The following is a 13,528-nucleotide window of genomic DNA, read 5'->3' on the forward strand; positions in this document are numbered from 1 at the left end:
ACCTCGATGCCTGCCGTGCGCAAACCGTAGCCGGCGATATCCAGAACCGCGCGGATCAGATCGTTGACGTCGATACTGCGGCGCTCCGGCTGGCGTTGTCGCGGGACGCCAGAAACACCACCGCATTGGCAATTTCCTCGGCCGTCCCAAAGCGGCCTGCCGGGACCATCCCGACGACAGCTTTCGCCCGAGCCTTCGTTTCCACCGGACCCAGACCAAGCTTGTCGTTGAGCGGCGTGTCTATCGGGCCCGGGCTGATCACATTGGCGCGGATGCCGCGCCCTATCAGCTCACCGGAGAGCGTTCGCGCGATAGCAGAATGACGGCGAAGACGCCGAACCGCCGACACGTGAAGCAATCAGCACTTCCGTGGCAGAAGGATCAATCCACGACCAGGAAAAGCACACCGTCAGTATGGAACCTCAGACATGGGCGGCTCAGAAGCGGTATGTTATGCCGAGAACCGGACCGGACACGGTTGCATCAAACACATAGCCTTCGTCATCGTAGTCGATCGGCAAGTGCTTATAGCCGGCGGAAACCGAGAAGTGGTCGGTAAGCAGGTAATTCACGGTTCCCAGCACCTGCCAGGTGAAATCGGCGCCCACCCCGGGGCCCTCCTATATCCGCCTGCGCCATCACGGAAAGCCTGTCGGTGATGTTGTAGAAGGCGCGCGCCCCGATCACCGGATCGACCCAGCCGAAATCCTCCTCGCGCGACAGGAGAACCCAGCATATTGCACTGTCACATCATTCGAGATGTACCAGACGCGGGCGCCGGCAAGCGCGTCGAACGTGAACTGCGGAGTGTCCAGGACACGATCTGTAAGGAGAACGCAAAGTTCACCGAACCTGCTCATTCTACAGATCAGCAGTTGCTCTCGTTGTGGCTAGCTGTTTAGTCCCGGCATTTAATGGGTTGGATTCCGCCAGGCGCGTCAGGCAATACAATGTCGACACGCCTGAGGACAGCTAGGAAAGAAGCTGAACAGGATGTCCTTGCGCTGACAGCAGTTTAACCGCCTTGCGGTCGAAGGAGAGGAATGTCTCCCCGCCCAGCCAGTCGCCGTCGAAGGCAATCACGCCGTCCGCAAAATCACCGCCGGCCTCAAGCACTGCAAGCCCTGCCACGACAGCTGGCCGGTTGACGACGACATTTGCGGTATTCGCCAAGGCTCGGATTGCCGCCACGATATCTGCGCGTGCGGTTTGATACTGTCGGCCCAAAACCCATGCGAACTCGCACAAGGCCTGAAGGCTAACGGCCACGATGTCTGCCTTCGCCAAGAGATCGACGGCCGCTTCCGCCTGTCGTTCATCGTCGGCGACATAGGCACGCAGCAGAACGTTGGCATCGGCCGTGACTTTCATTCCTTGCTCGATCCCGCTGCAGTACCCGCTTCCGCGATTGCCTCGTTGATCTCTTCAATGCTCAACACCCGGCCATTCGTCTTGCCCTTGAGAAAACCGTAGAGCTCCCGGAATGATCCCTTTGCCCGCGCCGCCTTCAATTCCGCCCGGCCGTCGGGGAGCAGATCAAGTTCGATCTTCTCGCCCGGCCTGATGCCCAGATGCTGCAGAACGTCCTTGCGGAAGGTCACCTGTCCCCGTGCCGTCACCGTCAATGTAGTCATTTTCGCAGCTCCAACTCATCCACACGATTAGATAATGCAAATCTGCATTATCATCAATAGCAAAGGCGCGTTGTCGAGCAGTTGCGCTCTGGCGGGTCCACAATCACAACGGCCGGAGGCATCCTGTGCGCGTAACGAATCGCGACATCGGCATCGCCGGCGCGCAGGTACGGCTATTAGCAGCGTGCTCGCCGAGTGCGGCGGCCGGAGCTCGTGCCGGCCGCCCAAGGAGCGCACCTGTCAAATGGAGTGAAATCCTTAGTCGTTCCTTCATTCATCCTGGCTTAAATATTTCCATGGAATGGGGCGCCCGTATCTTGAGGCGGTTTGTTAGCCGTCTGCTACAAACAGGCGAGAGCGGCAACGTTGCTACTATTTTTGCCCTGTCTTTGCCGATTGTCGTCGGCGCAGCGGGTCTCGGTATCGAGACCTCCTACTGGTATTTTAGCAGCCTGAAATTACAGGCGGTGGCGGATGCGGCGGCCTATGCTGGCGCTTTGGAAAAGATTTCGGGATCTGACAAGCCAACGATTGTCTCCGCCGCGACACTGTCAGCGACGACGAACGGCTGGGACCCGTCAACAGGCACAATCGAAATCTTCACGCCTCCGTCTTCCGGCCCGAATGTCGCCCAAAAGGCCGTCGAGGTCATCGTTCATCAGACCCTCGATCGGTTTTTCACATCGATATTCACGCAAAACCCGGTCGGCGCACGGGCAAGAGCGGTGGCTCTTATCACGGATTCTTCAAAGGCCTGCCTTATGGCGCGCAATCCTTCCGCTCCGAAAGCGGCGCTGTTTTCCGGCAGTTCGAACCTCAAACTGACCGGCTGCGTCGTGATGTCGAATTCGATAGCCGCGGACGCCATCAAGCTTCAGGGATCGGCAAACCTTCAGGTCGATTGCCTAATATCGGCAGGCGGTGTTTCGTTGAGCAACCCCGTGACGACCGTCTGCGCCAGTCCGATAACCCAGGCGTTGCCCGCTGCCGATCCTTTTGCCGACTTGCCGGCGCCACCGGCCACGAACCCCTGTCAAAACAGCAATCAGTCGACGTTGCAACCTGGAACATACTGCAGGGGGCTCAGCTTGAGCGGCAATGTGACGCTCTCGCCCGGGGTATACGTCATTCAGGGGGGAGATTTCAAAGCGAACTCGAATGCAAATATTTCAGGCGAGGGAGTCATTATCTATCTGGCCGGCAGCTCGGGCGTCAGCATGAACGGCACGGCCATTGTCAAGCTCAGCGCACCGACGTTAGGCACCTATTCGGGGGTGCTGTTTTACGGAGACAAAGCTAACCAGACGGGATCGAACACGTTTAATGGCACGGCAGATTCGCTTTTGACCGGCGCTTTGTATTTTCCAACACAGGATGTCAATTACCTCGGCAATTTCTCGGGCAAAGGTGGTTGCACTCAGGTCGTCGCCAGTACCGTGCAGTGGTCCGGCAATGCGAACGTCAATCAGGATTGCACGAGCCTTGGGATGCGAGACATTCCGGCCACGCAATCGATAAAGCTTGTCGAGTAATCTTCGTGGCACGGTTACCAGCCCGGATGTTCGGGAGCGATTCGGGTATTGCCGCGGTGGAGTTTGCGCTGGTTGTGCCGATCCTTTGCCTGGTACTTCTTGGCATCATTGACGGCTGGTCTTTTGTATCAAGCGCGTTGTCGATGCGTGCGGGCGTGAAAACGGCGGCCAATCTCGTGATGCAAGGCGCAGCCGACGACGCGGCTACCCAGACCGTCGCCCTTTCGAGCTGGGAAAATCATCCCGATGACGCGCAGGTGACGCTGAGCCGGAAACATATGTGCGGGATCATCGTGGTCGATCCATCTGTGCTGTGCGACAGTTTGAAAGCTTCCGCGGTTTTCGTTGAAATACAGGCGACGGCCACCTGGTCCCCGCCCTTCAGTTTCGGCGAGTTTTCCCTCTCGCGCGAGCTCAGCCACAAACAGGTGATACGTGTTCGCTAAAGGGAGAGCCTTCATACGTGAGGCATCAGGCGGAGCCGCACTGGAGTTCGCGCTGATCGCGCCTATTCTGATAATGCTTTTGATCGGCATCTTCGCATTCGGCTGGGCTCTGAATGCCATGTCAAGTGTTCGCTACACTCTGGAAACGTCCTCACGAGCGCTGCAAATGAAGAATTCGCTGACCGAAGCCGAGATAAAAGCGATAGCCACGGCAAAATTGCTGAGTTTGGGATTAACCGATGTCGACATAACAATAGCAATCGACGCCCCCAGCGGCGGCTTTCGAATGGCCCATCTGACCGCCAAATATGCGTTCGCGATCGAGTTTCCGTACTTCGACCGATACTCGATAAATTATGCGACAACTGTCACAGTTCCATTGGTTGCGTCATGAGCGCACCCAATAGTCTCTTTACGCAACATGCGCAGTGATCGGCTTGTTCTTCTTTGCTTGCGTTCAGGTCTGCTTCACCGCCACCGGCGCAGAACGTAGACTTCGGGCGCGGGCCTTCATCCTGGCTATAGATCGGGGACGGCATGTATGATCACGGCCTTTGCCCCGGCAATGCGCGGCTTGCCGTCCCTCACCTCGGCCGCTATTCCCTGCCTAACGCCATCGCCCGCGCGCTGCACAGCGCGGACCCGACGGCAGAGACTCCCTGACGGACATAATGCCGGCCGCCGGCTCCGCGCTCGCTCACGATCTCGCCAGTGCGGAAGTCCATGCACAGCGGGCGCTATCGCTTAACGGCGATCGGCGCCGGCCTGGCGACGAAGAGCACATATTCCGGCAGTTATTCCCTCGCACAGCGCACCTGCGGGTGCCGCGGACAAATTCGCCGATATCATTCAGGCGCCTGTCGAACATCGGGAGGAGCCGCTTGGTCCGGGCACAAGCCTGGACGATCATCTCTCCGAAAAAAACTGGCGACGCCACGCGAGGACAATTTCGAGCATGCCGTTGGCGAGACGCTTCTGGTCGCGATTGCGCGGCGTCTTGAGAAAGCAATCAGACGTGGTGGCTTGGTTGCGAGATTGGTGGAGATGAATTCGCACTGCTGATGTCCGGCCCTGCGATGGGACCGGCGACCTTAGCCTCCCGACGCGGCTCATGAAGAACTTGGCGCAACGACTGAAGGCGGACGTTGGCACCCCCTCCGGGCGGACCCATCGGCTACCCGGAAGGGTAGTTCAAGAATCCTGACAGGGCGCTGTATCAGGCCGAGGCAAGGGGCCGAGGCATATGGAAACACCCTTTTGACCCGACTGGACAGCGATCGCAGCTCGACGCGGGTAACAACGCTCCGCGATTCAATCCGGCTCGCGCGTGGGCGGTTCTGATTATACAAGTGGGGCGCCTAACGGAGGTCACAATGGTTGAAGAAGGCGACAACCGCCGCGAACGGAGACAGCGCGTCCTGAAGGGTGCCGCGATCATTAACGGCATCAACAACTCCGAAATCAGCTGCACCATTCGAAACCAGAACGTCGGCGGAGCCGAACTCAAGGTGCCGGTCGAAGCCCTGGTGCCGGAGCATTTCCTTCTCTACGTGCCGACCGATGGCGTTGCCTATCGGTCTGTGTTGCGCTGGCGCAGGAACGACCGTGCCGGTGTGCAGTTCACCGAAACAGTGCCCGAACCGCGCCTTCACTATGGCTGAAGTTCTCGTCGCACCAGCCGAGCACCACCGGTAGCAACAGTTGGCACTGACCTTCAACACAGCAAGAGAAGCCGCCGCACGGCCATGGGCAAAGGCTCAACTCACACAAGCCGTCGATTGTCTCGTCGACCTTCAGGTTCTGACCGCTCAGCGCGGCATCGCGCCAAAATGTCGCCGCATCACGTTGATCAGGAAGCGGACGATGATTGGAACCGAACTCGCCAGCGCGGCCTCGCGGCGGTAGACGACCGAGAGGCTCTGCCGCCCCAGGATTTCCCCGGTCAACCGCCGCAACCCCGGCTCGCTATCTCCGATGATGCGGGGCAGCACCGCGAGGCCGAGCCCCGCCACGGCCGCCGCGGCCATGTCGGCCATCTCGCGATTGACCAGCACAATGCTGGCCTGCTAGAGGCCGCTTCTCCAGGTGGTTGCGGTTTCCGGTTGATTGGGAAACTCGTCCAACATTGCGAGCATATCTCCGCGGGTATCGCTCTCGGCGTCCGCCATATCAACTTTGACATTTGGGCTCTCGCCCTGGCGGCAGCCATTCCGGCAAGGACCTGTTCACGGCGCGCGATGATCGTAGGGTCTTTCGTGAAATCCGTCTTCTTGCCGGGCTTGCGGCCAGGCTTCACATGGCCGTTGCTCTGACTTCCATCGGGAATGCCGAACATGTGGTTCGTCTGACCAGTGTGCGTCGCGGCCCACGCCGGCTCCGCTGAAGGTCGCGGCCAATCTGCAATCTGGGGACCAGTTCCAGGGCGGCATCGAGCCGCTTGTTCTCGATAACCTCCGATCTGTGGACTGAACGCAGCGTCGCAAATGCTACGGAGGCAGTAGGTTTCCCTCTTCCTTGGCCGCTTCGAGAAACGCCCTGCGGACCACTTCGGGTTTCACCTGATCGATCATGGCATCCATGCAGAGCTGCACTGCGCTATGGCACTTGGGGCCACGCTTGGTCCACTGCAACAGCTGCTCGGCGGCCCTTCTCGACGTTGTTGCACCGATAGGCAATGCCAGCGCGGCTGGTCCTTACGGACACTGGCGGGGAGAACCAATGGAGCGACATTCGTACATAAGTGACGGCTTAACTAAGAGTTCCCTCAACCAAGCCCGGTTCGAGCAAGGATCGGGTAAACCGGCTCGGGACCCTACTCCTCCGGCCAGCTCTGTTGCGGAACCTATTCAGCGGCACCAAAGTTGGGGTGGAGGTCAGGAGTGTGCGATGAGTTCCAAAACCGGGGATGGTCGGCTCTCTTTCATTGAGTTTCAGTCGCCCACGCTGGTCGAGAACGCGCCTGAGGGCAGCGACTGGCTTCATGAGATCAAGTACGATGGCTACCGCACCGAACTGATCATTGAGGGCGGCAAAGCGCGAGCCTTCACGCGCCGTGGCTACGACTGGTCGCACCGATACCGACGAATGGTTCAAGCGGCGGCGGGCTTGCCGGTGAAGGCGGCGATCATCGACGGGGAGGCTGTCGTTCTCGGCGACAGCGGCCTGCCGGATTACCAAGCCCTGGAACGGGAGTTGGTCAATCCAAACTCGGCAAGGCTCATCTTCTACGCGTTCGACCTGCTGCACCTCAACGGGCGCGATCTACGACAGCAGCCGCTGGTAAAGCGCAAGGCAGCCCTGGAGAAACTGTTGAAGAATACGGCGCCGACACTGACCTATGCCGAGCATCTGGAGGTGAGCGGCACGGACGTGTTTGAACATGCCTGCCGAATGGGCTTGGAGGGGATTGTGTCTAAGCGCACCGATGCCACGTACCGCTCGGGTATCCAGACGAGTTGGCTCAAGGTGAAGTGCATTAAGAGCGACACTTTCCCCATCGTGGCATTTGTCGAGAAGCTCGGCGCTTACTCGCGCCGCATCGCATCGCTTTACATCGGCCGACGCGAGGGCGACCGACTGCTCTATGCCGGGAAGGCTCGCAGCGGCTATACATTGAGCGCTGCGCAACGGGTTCGAGAGCGGCTTGACCCGCTGATCATCAGCAAGTCACCTTTGTCAGAGCCCATCGTGAAACCGAAGGCGACGTGGGTCAGACCAGAGGTGCTGGCCGAGGTACAGTTCAGCGGCGTCACTGATCGCGGCGTGTTGCGCGAGGCAGTATTCAAGGGTCTGCGAGAAGACCTCGTGGCGATCCCGGCCAAGCCTCCGGCGCCATCAAAGCGACGTGGGCCAGCCCAGGAACATGGCGTTCCCAGCGAGAACATCCTGCAACTGCTGCCCGACGCGGTCTCGCCCTCCAAGGAAGAGCTTGCGCGTTATTGGCAGAGGGTTGCCGATCACGCACTCGTCCATCTCGGCCACCGACCGCTGAAGCTGGTCCGCCATGCTCTCGGGGCAACCTTCTACCACAAAGGCGCGCTGCCGAAGATCCCAGCAGCAGTGCATCAGTTGCGCGTTCAGAAGCGCGGGGGTGGCGAAGGTGTGCGCGTGTGGGTGGACGACCTTGCCGGCTTGCTGGGGCTGGTCGAGATGGATGCGGTAGAGCTGCATCCTTGGAATGCCACCGTTGACGACATCGAGCATGCCGACCGCATCGTTCTGGACCTTGATCCGGGCGAGGGGATCGAGTGGGATAAAGTGATCGAGACCGCGCTAACGCTCCGCGACATCATGGAAGCGGAAGGTCTGGAGAGCTGGCCGAAGGTGACGGGCGGCAAGGGAATTCACCTGATGGCCCCACTTGAGACGAAGATCACGCACGACAATGCCCGGCTCCTTGCCCGATCGTTCGCCAAGCGCCTCGCTGAAGCTCATCCTGATCGCTATCTGCTCTCCGCCGCGCCGGCAGCCCGAAAGGGCCGCATCTTCATCGACTACCTTCGCAATGGGCGCGGTAACACGGCGGTCGGCGCCTTCTCCCCACGGGCGCGACCTGGCTTCCCAATCGCCCGTCCCGTGACCTGGAGCCAGGTTGAGGCAGCCATCCGTCCAGATGCCTTTACCATTGACCGTCCGTTCAGGGCGGCCGCCAGAAAGGCAGCGTGAGCATCAAGGACAGGGGACGAACTTCCCATAAGGCATCTGTTAGCAGTGGGCGAAGACGCCCGCCGAACAATGGATGACTCAACTCGTTGCCGAGAGGTCGAGCTCTATCCAGGCAGGCACATGATCGCTCGGCTTTTCCCAACTTCGCAGGTCAGCGTCCACGCCCGCGTCACGTAACCTGTTCGAAAGTGATGGGCTGACGAGGAGATGATCCATCCGCAGGCCGGAGCTCCGATCATAGCCGCCCCGGTAGGAGAAGTTCCAATACGTGTAGATGCCTTTTTCCGGATGGATGGTACGGACGGCATCCATCCAGCCATTGTCTAGCATTTCGGCGTAGGCCTGCCTGCTCTCCGGAAAGTAGACTGCGTCGCCCGTCCAACGTCTCGGCACCACGGCATCGAGCGGCGTTGGCACGACGTTGTAGTCGCCGCACAGAACGCTTGTGATCCCCTCCTTGAGCAGTAGCTGGCCGTAGCTGATCAGACGGTCGAACCAGCGGAGCTTATAGTCGAATTTCGGGCCGGGCGCTGGATTGCCGTTGGGCAGGTAGATGCACCCCACCACGATCCCATCCACCTCTGCCTCGATATACCGGCTGTGAGTATCGTCAGGGTCACCCGGCAGGCCGCGTCGACGCTCCAGGGGCTCCTTTCCCCGTGCGAGTATAGCTACACCGTTGTAGGACTTTTGCCCGTGCCAGATCGCGCCATAACCGGCGTTCCTGACGGCTTCCGCGGGAAATTTCTCATCCGAAGTCTTCAATTCTTGAAGGCACACGATGTCATAGTCGGTCTGACGCAGCCACTTGATGAGCAAGGGCAGGCGACCGTTCACGCCGTTCAAGTTGAAGGTCGCGATGCGGGTCACTCGGAGTTCTCAACAAACATTTGCCCATTGGCAATGGAAGGCTCAGGTGCTGATCCTCGCATCATGCCGGCAATGGGGGAGTTGTCAGTCGTCTTTGTAGGACTTGGCTGCCTCGCCAATCTTTCGCCAGTCGTTTCCGTACCGACGCACCAATTCCCGCGCCTGAGTTGGCGACAGATCCTGTGTCTCGAGGGCATGTTTCACCTCTGCGTCCGCCCCTTTTATGGGACGCGAACGAGCCTTTTTCGGCCGCACGGCCGCAGCCGCTCTCATCTGATTTAGACATCATTCGTCCTCTCGGCACTCCTTAACCGACGAGTGTGGGGAAAGTTTCACTGCGCGCGTCCTGAGCATTGGGCATCAGGGTTCAGGCGCAATATTCCCGCGGGGCTTGTCCGGCTGGTGAACCTTTAGGGCCGGCGCTGCGTTCAGTGCAGCGAACTCGACTGATGCACTACGATGGAATCCGACGCTCGTCCCCCGCCGCAGAAACGCGAGGCACCTGGTGCCGAAGCCCGCTTTTCGTTCGATCGAATGGCGGTGGAGCGGTTTCAGCAAGCTTTTCCGCGTGCCAGATGGAGCGACGAGCGCAGGAGCTGGTTTGTCCCCGGCAACACAGCAGCCCGGCGGATCGACCGCTGGCTGGCGAAAGAGGCAGCGTTACGGGCGCCCCATGACGATAGCAAGGGACGCGATGCCTTCGCCTTCGACCCAATTTCGAGCCGGTATCTGGAAATTGCGGACGACCTCCGTATTCGCACGCCGTATTCGAGGACGGTGCTTGAAGAATTGCGTGCGGTTCCGTGGGCGAGTTGGGACGATGAGTTGCGGGCCTGGAGAGTTCCATGCCGCTCATATGAAGAGCTCCGGCGCCGATGGCCAAACATCGAAAAGGCTGCGCAGCTTGCCGAACCGGAGGAAAGGAAACTGCGACGTGCGGCTGCCAGGAACACCGAAGCATATAAGGCCGCACAAAAGCGGGCTGCTGAACGCCGGCGCCATCGCTACCCGTTGCCAGTTCAAGATCTACCTACCCTGGGCCGCGCAGTCGCAACGGAACAGTACGGGATTGTCGTCTTCGATGAAATTTCCGGTTGAGCTATCCGACGCAGCCATCTTCTATCCCCACGCAATGCCTCCGAACGGCGACTTCATTTGGGGCAGGTGGCGTTGGGCTACGCTGGCGGAGCTTGTGAGCACATGGCCCGCTCGGGACGGGCCAACCGAACGCTTCAGGGGCTGGTGGAGGCCAACGCTTGCCGAACTTAGAGCTGCCCGTCGAAAAGCCCGCAGTCGGGAGCGTAGTAGGCGAGGTCGCGAGCGATAGATGCGGCGCTAGCCTGTGTGGCAACGCGTTGCTTGGTAAAGTGATTCCCGATCAGCGAGGGGAGTCGGGTGTCGCTTAGAAAACGACTGCATTCTTGCGGTGAACTGCCAAGGTCGAACACAAGCTGGGCAAAAAGTGAGCCTCGGCCGCACAGGATGCCGGCGAAGTTGACGATAGCAAGAGCTGAGGGTTCAGCGCAGGGGGAAACGCCACCCCGCGCTGCGCGCCGACTGCCGCGAATATCTCACGAGGGGGCATGCACATGACTCGCATCGCTACCTTCAATGTGAACGGCGTCAACGGCCGACTGCCTGTGCTCCTGAAGTGGTTAGGCGAAAGCGACTACGACATCGTTTGCCTGCAGGAATTGAAGACGTCGGACGTCAAGTTTCCTATCGATGCGATCAGAGAGGCGGGTTACGGCGCAATCTGGTACGGCCAGAAATCCTACAACGGTGTGGCGATCCTGGCCCGAGGAATGGAACCTGTGGAAGGCCGACGCGGCCCTGCCTGGCGATCCTGACGACACTCAGCCGCTATATCGAGGCCGAGGTGGATGGGGTCGCTGTGGGCTGTCTCTATCTGCCCACCGGCAATCCAGCGCCTGGCCCAAAGTTCGACTACAAGCTGCGCTGGTTCGATCGTCTCATCAACTACGGCCAGCACTTGCTCGAAATTGGGGCACCCAGTGTTCTCTGCGGCGACTATAACGTCGTTCCAACCCAAATCGACGCCGTGGTGCCAAGGCGATGGCTGGGCGATACTAATGATTAAACCGGATTCTCTCGAAATGACAGGCTTGGCGCGCCGTTCCAGACCGGGAAGCTGTTGTCCAGGCGGGCGATGTCGCCTGCACGAGCGAACTCGAAGCGGCGTTTGACGAGTATATTGTACCGAGTCGCGTCGGCGCGCAGCTAGGCTGCCTTCTTAAGCTCCGCCACCTGAACGCCCAGCCGGAACGCCTGACCATCTGCAAACGAGCGCGCGTAGCTCTCGGATGCAAAAGGGACGGTGGTGGTGGTGCCATTGACCGTCACGCGGACCGACCAGTCTTTGTCTCTGACGATTTCAACGGCATGTCGCTCATGCGGAGCCATGCATTCCTCCCAGAATTTGAGGAGGGAGGATAGCGTCGCAACACTCGTTTGCATGCAAATAATCCGACACCGCGATGTCAAAATGTCAAAACAGCGCACAGCTAGGCGAACTTAAGTCGATGTCCTCGCCTTGAGCTGTTCAGGTGGTCTCTTGGCGAAGTTAAAAAGTGCGGTGGCAGTCTCTTCAGCCGTCCAGCCTTGCTCGATGCAAGAGGACACCAGAGCCGTGAAAGCGGTTTCAAGGACGGCTGCGCAGTTCACGTCCTGTCCAGGCTGTCCTCGGCAAGAGTGGGCGGTGCAACTTGTGCTGTTTGGGACATGAAAAATAACTGGCAGTGCCAGAAAAAAATTCTGACTTTCATCTTGCCGTCGGTCAGCCGTAGTGAAGTTTCGGTTTTGGCTCGGTGCCGGTGAATTTGACGCCGATGCGGTCGTTGCGACGCCAGCGAACCTCCCATCGATAGGCAACTCCATCGACCGACACGTAGAGCAAGAAGCGATCGGGAACCCTTGGCATCGGGCGCGACCTTCAGCTCAGCGCCCCCCTCATGCTGATTGCGCAAGGTGCAGCTGATCTGGATCCGGTGATGATCGTCCCGCCCTTTAGCACACGTTGGCGGCGCTCGCGCCGATGCTCGTCGGAATTCTCATCAACTGGGTTCGCGGTGTTTGCCATCGATAAAATGTCAGATCAGCTGAATTCGCCCGCTAGGTATACCGAACACAGGCGCGCAGCAATGGATCGGTCATGTTGCCCTATTACGTGACATTACAGGGCATGCTCAGGTGAATCTGTCGGGTCGCGCAGAAAAAAGGCAATCATCTAGCAAAGGTCCCGCGTTTGCCGACATGCCGATCAACATGGTTTCCAAGCTTCTGGTCGACGCCGACCTAAATGCTGACCTTCCGGCAGACAGGCCCAGTAGCCGTCGAACTCCACCTCGTATATCCAGGCGTCGCCTCGGGCGGCTTCTCGACCAAGGTCGGCATCAAGGCTCAATGAACTCCAGCCGGCTGGTGCCTGCACCTGCCCACCTACGCAAGGAACCGAGCCTGGATCGTGAGATCCGGCGGCTAGGGGTAATCAGATTACCAAAATTAGCAATGATGCATGAGATGGCCTATAACTTGCGCAACCGGCGAACGACCCAATTGCCGCCAGTTAGCGCCAGCGGCCGCTGGTCACCCCCCGATTGGCTGCCGGGCCGTTCCTATCAAACCGCTACGCTCGATTGATCGGCTACTCGCGACTATCGAAAGCCACCAACAGGTCAAGGGCCGCAGCGACTTCGAGGATAGCCTCGGTTATATGGTCGTCGCATACTGTCAAATCAGGCGCAGACTGCCGAACGTGGTATAGTGCGGCTTTGACCGAGACGGTGTCCCCCCGGTCCGCCCTGTTGAGGATTGCGGCAATCGCCTGTTCTAGAACTGGACCGACCCTTTGGACGATGCTCATCCACCTTCCCCCCCCGGGAACGCTAGCGTCAAAACTAACGTGTTCGATGCCGGAATGCAACCGATGGGCGAAATCGCGACTATTTTTCGGTCTAATCGTTGCGCATCCGCAAAGGAGACCGAAGGCAAACATGCCGCAGCGGAGCCAAGGGCGATGAATCGTCTCAGAAGGCTCATCGTTGTCAGAGTTACAAAAGTTGAACTGCATCGGGGAACACTCTTTCTGTCTGCCTGTTGGATTTGCCAGCGCACCCCGCGCATTCAGACAGGAGAAAGAAGATGAAACGCATCCTTTTGGCTTCGGCCGTGCTGGCGGTGTCGGCCGGGCTTTCCTTTGCCCAGACGACCAGCGGAACTTCGAGCGGAACCTCAACGAGCGGAACCTCGACCACGACAACCATGCCCAGCACGACGGATCAGGGCACCGGCACGACGAGCAGCGGGACCAACATGTCCGGCGATCAAGGCACCGACACGACCACCACCAGCGGCACCACAA

14 protein-coding genes and 4 pseudogenes are annotated in these 13,528 nt (G+C 59.4%); 8 read left to right on the forward strand and 10 right to left on the reverse strand.

The genetic code is table 11. The features are described 5' to 3' along the window. Positions 1-55: 55 nt before the first annotated feature. From NKI25_RS34900 to NKI25_RS34915, 4 genes are all read right to left on the reverse strand, one after another. Positions 56-349 carry an SDR family oxidoreductase gene (locus NKI25_RS34900; protein ID WP_352624056.1) on the reverse strand — a complete coding sequence of 98 codons (294 nt, stop codon included), beginning with the start codon at positions 347-349 and terminating at the stop codon, positions 56-58. An 88-nt stretch (positions 350-437) separates the two neighbouring features. Beyond that, positions 438-608, reverse strand: a complete 171-nt coding sequence (locus tag NKI25_RS34905; RefSeq protein ID WP_353000731.1) for a porin family protein — start codon at positions 606-608, stop codon at positions 438-440. Positions 609-972: 364 nt separating this feature from the next. Next, the gene (locus NKI25_RS34910) at positions 973-1,371 is read right to left on the reverse strand and encodes a type II toxin-antitoxin system VapC family toxin (protein WP_352830071.1); all 399 of its coding nucleotides are present in this window, start codon (positions 1,369-1,371) and stop codon (positions 973-975) included. Continuing rightward, on the reverse strand, positions 1,368-1,634 hold the full coding sequence (locus tag NKI25_RS34915) for an AbrB/MazE/SpoVT family DNA-binding domain-containing protein (RefSeq protein WP_059186960.1): 267 nt from the start codon (positions 1,632-1,634) through the stop codon (positions 1,368-1,370). The genes NKI25_RS34910 and NKI25_RS34915 overlap by 4 nt, the downstream gene beginning before the upstream one ends. A gap of 125 nt (positions 1,635-1,759) precedes the next feature. Between NKI25_RS34915 and NKI25_RS34920 the strand changes: the two genes are divergently transcribed. The 4 genes from NKI25_RS34920 (at position 1,760) to NKI25_RS34940 (ending at position 5,273) form a co-directional block, all read left to right on the forward strand. Continuing rightward, positions 1,760-3,166 carry a pilus assembly protein TadG-related protein gene (locus NKI25_RS34920; protein WP_352849152.1) on the forward strand — a complete coding sequence of 469 codons (1,407 nt, stop codon included), beginning with the start codon at positions 1,760-1,762 and terminating at the stop codon, positions 3,164-3,166. Between the two features lie 26 nt (positions 3,167-3,192). Next, positions 3,193-3,612 carry a TadE/TadG family type IV pilus assembly protein gene (locus NKI25_RS34925; protein ID WP_352592874.1) on the forward strand — a complete coding sequence of 140 codons (420 nt, stop codon included), beginning with the start codon at positions 3,193-3,195 and terminating at the stop codon, positions 3,610-3,612. Further along, on the forward strand, positions 3,602-4,006 hold the full coding sequence (locus NKI25_RS36670) for a TadE/TadG family type IV pilus assembly protein (RefSeq protein ID WP_352455495.1): 405 nt from the start codon (positions 3,602-3,604) through the stop codon (positions 4,004-4,006). Before NKI25_RS34925 ends, NKI25_RS36670 begins: the two co-directional genes overlap by 11 nt. Positions 4,007-4,985: 979 nt before the next feature. Then, complete coding sequence (locus tag NKI25_RS34940; protein WP_352849155.1) at positions 4,986-5,273, forward strand: PilZ domain-containing protein; 288 nt, start codon at positions 4,986-4,988, stop codon at positions 5,271-5,273. Positions 5,274-5,420: 147 nt separating this feature from the next. Here the strand turns inward: NKI25_RS34940 and NKI25_RS34945 are convergent, their stop codons facing one another. The 3 genes and pseudogenes from NKI25_RS34945 to NKI25_RS34955 all read right to left on the reverse strand — a co-directional run bounded on the left by NKI25_RS34945 (position 5,421) and on the right by NKI25_RS34955 (position 6,287). After that, on the reverse strand, positions 5,421-5,666 hold the full coding sequence (locus tag NKI25_RS34945; RefSeq protein WP_352592985.1) for a hypothetical protein: 246 nt from the start codon (positions 5,664-5,666) through the stop codon (positions 5,421-5,423). Positions 5,667-5,809: 143 nt separating this feature from the next. Further along, positions 5,810-6,096, reverse strand: a pseudogene (locus NKI25_RS34950) (ISNCY family transposase); the annotation flags it as partial. Between the two features lie 2 nt (positions 6,097-6,098). After that, positions 6,099-6,287, reverse strand: coding sequence for a DUF982 domain-containing protein (locus NKI25_RS34955; protein WP_352643198.1), 189 nt, complete (start codon positions 6,285-6,287; stop codon positions 6,099-6,101). A gap of 211 nt (positions 6,288-6,498) precedes the next feature. Here NKI25_RS34955 and ligD point away from each other — a divergent pair, with 211 nt between their 5' ends. Then, positions 6,499-8,277 (forward strand): DNA ligase D, encoded by a 1,779-nt coding sequence (gene ligD, locus NKI25_RS34960; protein ID WP_352643200.1) that lies wholly within the window; start codon positions 6,499-6,501, stop codon positions 8,275-8,277. 78 nt (positions 8,278-8,355) lie between these two features. Here the strand turns inward: ligD and xth are convergent, their stop codons facing one another. Continuing rightward, positions 8,356-9,147 (reverse strand): exodeoxyribonuclease III, encoded by a 792-nt coding sequence (xth, locus tag NKI25_RS34965; RefSeq protein WP_352849158.1) that lies wholly within the window; start codon positions 9,145-9,147, stop codon positions 8,356-8,358. Positions 9,148-9,606: 459 nt separating this feature from the next. On the opposite strand from xth, the pseudogene NKI25_RS34970 reads away from it, so the two are divergent. Both NKI25_RS34970 and NKI25_RS34975 read left to right on the forward strand, forming a co-directional pair. Beyond that, a pseudogene (locus NKI25_RS34970) lies at positions 9,607-10,474 on the forward strand (hypothetical protein). Between the two features lie 262 nt (positions 10,475-10,736). Continuing rightward, positions 10,737-11,236, forward strand: a pseudogene (locus tag NKI25_RS34975) (exodeoxyribonuclease III); the annotation flags it as partial. Positions 11,237-11,388: 152 nt separating this feature from the next. On the opposite strand, the gene NKI25_RS34980 reads toward NKI25_RS34975, so the two are convergent. Together NKI25_RS34980 and NKI25_RS34985 are read right to left on the reverse strand one after the other, a co-directional pair. Continuing rightward, the gene (locus tag NKI25_RS34980; RefSeq protein WP_352625720.1) at positions 11,389-11,571 is read right to left on the reverse strand and encodes a hypothetical protein; all 183 of its coding nucleotides are present in this window, start codon (positions 11,569-11,571) and stop codon (positions 11,389-11,391) included. Positions 11,572-11,944: 373 nt separating this feature from the next. Then, a pseudogene (locus NKI25_RS34985) lies at positions 11,945-12,247 on the reverse strand (PilZ domain-containing protein). A gap of 1,061 nt (positions 12,248-13,308) precedes the next feature. Between NKI25_RS34985 and NKI25_RS34990 the strand changes: the two are divergent. After that, the coding region (locus tag NKI25_RS34990) for a hypothetical protein (protein ID WP_353000733.1) at positions 13,309-13,528 on the forward strand (220 nt) is incomplete at its 3' end.

The sequence above is a fragment of the Mesorhizobium sp. M0808 genome (assembly GCF_040320025.1).
Taxonomy (GTDB): Bacteria; Pseudomonadota; Alphaproteobacteria; order Rhizobiales; family Rhizobiaceae; genus Mesorhizobium.